Genomic DNA, 5626 nt, shown 5'->3' with positions numbered 1-5626 from the left:
GCGCCCACGAGCCCGGCCCCCGCCTGAACCGGACGCCCAGGACCCGCCCGCGCGGCCGGTCGTGAACGTCGGGGCAACGGTCCCTCGACGGAGCGTCAGCGCCACCGCGGAACTCCTGCCCGGAGGCGTTCGCCCCGGCGGCGACGGTTCAGGCGTAGCGGCTGAAAAGGGATTCGATGTATCCCTCCAGCCTTTGCGTCAGGACACTGGTGGTCAGATCGACGCGGCCCAGCTCACGCCAGGGGACAGCGACCTTCTCCGGGTCCGGAGCGAAACCCAGCGCGTCCAGCAGCCGCCAGTAAAGAGGGGCGGTGCCCTCTTCGGCCAAGGTTCCTCCCGCGGCGACGTAGCGATCGGCGAAGCGCATGCCTGCGGGAACCCCGTGCAGCAGGGCGAGGGCCGTCGAGCAATGAGCCACGTCCAGGTCGGCCGGCCCCCAAGAGGTCTCCACCCAGTCCACGACACCGCTGATCCGAAGATCATCGCCGGTGCCCGTGAAGAGGACGTTGCCGGGATGGAAGTCCCGGTGCAGGAAGCACCCCCGATAGGCGGGAGGCTCCCGGCGGATGACGTCGAAAGCCCGCTGCCAGAGCTCAGGCCGCTCGGTGGCCGCGGGCAGGGTCACCCGCTCGGGAGAGGCCCAGGCCTGGTAGGTGCGAGGCCGTTGTCGCACGGTCACCGGCAGCCGATGGATACGCACCAACTGCCGGGCCAGGAGTTCAGCGCGGTCGTCAGCACCCTGATCGCCCAGACGCACGGTCCCCGGCAGCAGGGACATCAGCAAGGAGGGGTGATCGCAGTACTGCGCCGTCGCATCCACCGCCGCGAGCGTGGCCGCGGGCACGTCCGTGTCACCGAGCAGGCGCAGGACGGCCGCCTCACGGGTCAGCAGGCCCTCCGCGTGCCGAACGAAGAAAGGCTTGACGAAGGACCGCAGGACGAGTGAGCGCCGACCACCCGGACCGCGGAGGTCCAGGCGTCGCATCTCCGACGTCCAGCCGCCGCGCAGCCGCACCACCTTTTCGATGCGCTCCGCATCGGACAGCCCCTTCTCCACCCAGGAACGCGTGGCACCCCAGCCCTGACGGCCAAGATCCGTGCCGATGTCCTCGGCCCCCTCACCCGAAACCATGGAGGCAGGCTATCCGCCTCCCGGCGAACGCATCCCGTGAACCGGATCCGCCGACAGCGCCGACGATCCGGCGGGGGCGATCCGGCGGGAGCCTCGCCGCGCGGGCGTACCCCCGGCCCTCGCTTCGACCGTCACGGCGGCTGTCACCCCGTACCCGTAGTGTCGAAGCATGGCAGGCACCGGCACCACGACCCCCACCGGCTCCGCGGCACCCCCGCGGCAGCACCCCGCTTCACCTCCCGGCTACGACCCGGCGTCGGCCGCCCGCTGGGCCGCCGAACCGGACAAGCGCCCCGGGCGTACCGCCTTCCAGCGCGACCGCGCCCGCGTGCTGCATTCCGGGGCCCTGCGCCGCCTGGCCGGCAAGACGCAGGTCGTCACTCCCGGAGAGGCCGACCCGGTCTGGGACGCCAGCCCCCGCACCCGCCTCACCCACTCCCTCGAATGCGCGCAGGTGGGCCGGGAGCTCGGTGCCGCCCTCGGCTGCGACCCGGACCTGGTGGAGGCCGCCTGCCTCTCGCACGACCTGGGCCACCCGCCCTTCGGCCACAACGGCGAACAGGCGCTGAACGAGTTCGCCGAGGACTGCGGCGGCTTCGAGGGCAACGCCCAGTCGCTGCGCCTGCTCACCCGCATCGAACCCAAGCGGTTCGTCACCGATCCGCAGACCGGCGACCCCGTCAGCGTCGGCCTCAACCTCACCCGGGCCACCCTCGACGCCGCCACCAAGTACCCCTGGCCCCGGGGCGCCCACCCCACCGACCCGGCCTCCGCGAAGTTCGGCGTCTACGAGGACGACCGCCCCGTCTTCGACTGGGTCCGCGAGGGCGCCCCCGACGGCCGTATCTGCTTCGAGGCCCAGGTCATGGACTGGGCGGACGACGTCGCCTACTCGGTGCACGACGTGGAGGACGGCCTGCACGCCGGCCACATCGACCCCAACGTCCTGCACGCCGAGCCCGAACGGCAGGAGGTCTTCGCCGTCGCCGTCGGCCGTTACGTCGGCGCGGACACCGACCCGGCGGAGCTCGCCGAGGCGCTCGACCGCCTCCTCGCCCAGGAGTGGTGGCCGCACGGCTACGACGGCACGGCGGTCGCCCAGGCCCGCCTGAAGGACGCCACCAGCCAGCTCATCGGCCGCTTCTGCCTGGCCGCCGAGGGCGCCACCCGGCAGAAACACGGCAGTGGCCGTCTCACCCGCTACGGAGCCGAACTCGTCGTCCCCCGGGGCACCCGGATGGAGTGCGCCGTCCTCAAGGCGGTCGCCGACCGGTACGTCATGCAGCGCGCCGAGCAGGAGCAGCTCCGCGCCGACCAGCGGATCGTCGTCCTCGAACTGGCCGAGGCGCTCACCGCCCGCGCCCCCGACGGCCTGGACCCGCAGTTCCGCTCCCTGTTCGCACAGGCGCCGGACGACCGCGCCCGCAAGCGGGTGATCGTCGACCGGATCGCGTCCCTCACCGACGTCTCGGCCCGCTCGCTTCACATCCGCCTCACGGGGCAGGCATGAAGGAGGGGGGGACGCGGAGGGGGCCGGTGGGACACCGGAGACCTGTGCTCGCTCGAAGGTGACCCTCCGTGGCCTGATCGGGCCACCCCCTCTTCCCGCATCACCCTGTGTGCGGGACGCTCGCAAGTGGCGGCACCCACAGTGTTTTCCGGGGGGACACTCCCCGGACCCCCTGCAGGAGGCATCAAGTGGTCGACGCGGATCAGACATTCGTCATCGTCGGAGGCGGCCTGGCGGGCGCGAAGGCGGCCGAGACGCTGCGAACGGAGGGATTCACCGGCCGGGTCCTGCTGATCTGCGACGAGCGGGACCGCCCGTACGAACGGCCGCCGCTGTCCAAGGGCTTCCTGCTCGGCAAGGAGGAGCGCGACAGCGTCTTCGTGCACGAACCCGCCTGGTACGCGCGCCACGACATCGAGCTGCACCTCGGCCAGACCGTCGACGCCGTCGACCGCACCGCGAAGACCGTCCGCTTCGGTGAGGACGGCACCACCGTCCGCTACGACAAACTGCTGCTGGCGAACGGCGCCGAGCCCCGCCGCCTGGACATCCCGGGGACGGACCTCCTCGGCGTCCACCACCTGCGCCGCCTCGCGCACGCCGAACGCCTCAAGGGCGTCCTGGCCTCCCTCGGCCGGGACAACGGCCACCTGGTGATCGCCGGCGCCGGCTGGATCGGCCTGGAGGTCGCCGCGGCGGCCCGCGAGTACGGCGCGGAGGTCACCGTCGTGCACCGCGGGCGGACCCCGCTGCACTCGGTCCTCGGGCCCGAGCTCGGCCAGCTCTTCGCCGACCTGCACAGCGAGCACGGCGTCCGCTTCCACTTCGGCGCCACCCTCACCGGGATCACCGGGCAGGACGGCGTCGTCCTCGCCGCCCGCACCGACGACGGCGAGGAGCACCCGGCGCACGCGGTCCTCGCGGCGATCGGCGCCGCCCCGCGCACCGGCCTCGCCCAGGCGGCGGGCCTGGACCTTGCCGACCCCGCGGACGGCGGCGGCATCCGGGTCGACGAGCGGCTGCGCACCTCCGACCCGTACATCTACGCCGCCGGTGACGTCGCCTCCTTCCCGCACGCCCTCTTCGGCACCCGGCTGCGCGTCGAGCACTGGGCCAACGCCCTCAACGGCGGCCCGGCCGCGGCCCGCGCGATGCTCGGCCGGGAGGTCGTCTACGACCGGGTCCCGTACTTCTTCAGCGACCAGTACGACCTGGGCATGGAGTACTCCGGGTGGGCGCCGCCCGGCTCCTACGACCAGGTCGTGGTCCGGGGCGACTCGGGCAAGCGGCAGTTCATCGCCTTCTGGACGAAGGAGGGCAGGGTGCTGGCCGGGATGAACGTCAACGTGTGGGACGTCACCGACCCGATCCAGCGGCTGATCACCTCCCGGGCCCCGGTGGACCCGGACTCCCTGGCGGACCCGCGCGTCCCGCTGGAGAGCCTCGCCCCCTGACGAGGCCTGCCGGCACCGCGCCTCCGGACGCCCGGTGTCCGCCCCGCACCCCAGCGGGGCGGACACCTCGGATCCGGCTGACGGCGGACCGCCGTAGACTTCACGCGTGGCTGGACGGATCAACGACGAGGACGTGAAGGCGGTACGGGACGCGGTCCCGATCGACGCCGTGGTGTCCGAGTACCTCCAGCTGCGCAACGCGGGCGGCGGCAACCTCAAGGGCCTGTGCCCGTTCCACGACGAGAAGTCGCCGTCCTTCCAGGTGAGTCCGAGCAAGGGGTTCTTCCACTGCTTCGGCTGCCAGGAGGGCGGCGACACCCTCACGTTCGTGATGAAGATCGACCACCTCTCCTTCTCCGAGGCGGTCGAGCGCCTGGCCGCCCAGGCCGGCATCACCCTGCGCTACGAGGAGGGCGGGTACAACCCCGCCCACCAGCGCGGCGAGCGCATCCGCCTGGTCGAGGCCCACCGGATCGCCGCCGACTGGTACATGGAGCAGCTCGCGACCTCCCCCGAGGCGGACACCGGCCGCGCCTTCCTCGCGGAGCGCGGCTTCGACCAGGCCGCCGCCCAGCACTTCTCCGTCGGCTACAGCCCCCAGGGCTGGGACCACCTCACCCGCTTCCTGCGCGGCAAGGGCTTCACCGACAAGGAACTGGTCCTCTCCGGCCTCTCCCAGGAGGGCCGCCGCGGCCCCATCGACCGCTTCCGCGGCCGTCTGATGTGGCCCATCCGCGACATCGGCGGCGAGGTCGTCGGCTTCGGCGCCCGCAAGCTGTACGAGTCGGACAACGGGCCGAAGTACCTCAACACCCCCGAGACGGCGATCTACAAGAAGTCCCACGTCCTCTACGGCATCGACCTGGCGAAGAAGGACATCGCGAAGTCGTCCCGCGCGGTCGTCGTCGAGGGCTACACCGACGTCATGGCCTGCCACCTCGCCGGCGTCACCACCGCCATCGCGACCTGCGGCACCGCCTTCGGCGGCGACCACATCAAGATCCTGCGCCGGCTGCTGATGGACAACGGCTCGGCCCGCGTGATCTTCACCTTCGACGGGGACGCGGCCGGCCAGAAGGCGGCCCTGCGCGCCTTCGAGGACGACCAGAAGTTCGCCGCCGAGACCTACATCGCCATCGCGCCCGACGGCATGGACCCCTGCGACCTGCGCCTCGCCAAGGGCGACGACGCGGTCGCGGACCTCGCCGAGCCCCGCACCCCGCTCTTCGAGTTCGCCCTCCGCCACATCGTGGGCCGCTACGACCTGGACACCCCGGCCGGCCGCGCCGCCGCCCTCGACGAGGCCGCCCCCGTCGTCGCCCGCATCAAGAACAGCGGCGCCCAGCACGAGGTCGCCGTCCAGCTCGCCGGCATGCTCGGCATCCTCGACACCCAGTTCGTGGTCAAGCGGGTGGCGCAGCTCGCCCGCTGGGCCCGCGACCGCGGCGGCAAGGGCCCCGCCCCCGACCGGCAGCAGCACGGCGGAGGCGGCGGCCCGCAGCAGTACGGCTCCGCCGTGCTGCTGCCGGT

4 protein-coding genes are annotated in these 5626 nt (G+C 72.6%); 3 read left to right on the top strand and 1 reads right to left on the bottom strand.

The genetic code is table 11. The features are described 5' to 3' along the window. Positions 1-148: 148 nt before the first annotated feature. Positions 149-1132 carry a phosphotransferase family protein gene (locus AOK11_RS33035; RefSeq protein ID WP_055597357.1) on the bottom strand — a complete coding sequence of 328 codons (984 nt, stop codon included), beginning with the start codon at positions 1130-1132 and terminating at the stop codon, positions 149-151. Between the two features lie 169 nt (positions 1133-1301). Here AOK11_RS33035 and AOK11_RS33030 point away from each other — a divergent pair, with 169 nt between their 5' ends. The 3 genes from AOK11_RS33030 to dnaG all read left to right on the top strand — a co-directional run. After that, on the top strand, positions 1302-2642 hold the full coding sequence (locus tag AOK11_RS33030; protein WP_055597356.1) for a deoxyguanosinetriphosphate triphosphohydrolase: 1341 nt from the start codon (positions 1302-1304) through the stop codon (positions 2640-2642). A gap of 188 nt (positions 2643-2830) precedes the next feature. After that, positions 2831-4096 carry an NAD(P)/FAD-dependent oxidoreductase gene (locus AOK11_RS33025; protein ID WP_055597355.1) on the top strand — a complete coding sequence of 422 codons (1266 nt, stop codon included), beginning with the start codon at positions 2831-2833 and terminating at the stop codon, positions 4094-4096. 106 nt (positions 4097-4202) lie between these two features. Then, positions 4203-5626 (top strand): DNA primase (dnaG, locus tag AOK11_RS33020; protein ID WP_055597354.1); only part of this gene is annotated, 1424 nt, incomplete at its 3' end.

Source organism: Streptomyces hirsutus (genome assembly GCF_001418415.1).
Taxonomy (GTDB): Bacteria; Actinomycetota; Actinomycetes; order Streptomycetales; family Streptomycetaceae; genus Streptomyces; species Streptomyces hirsutus.
The sequence above is the reverse complement of the archived record's forward strand: the minus strand, read 5'-3'. Positions and strand labels throughout refer to the sequence as shown.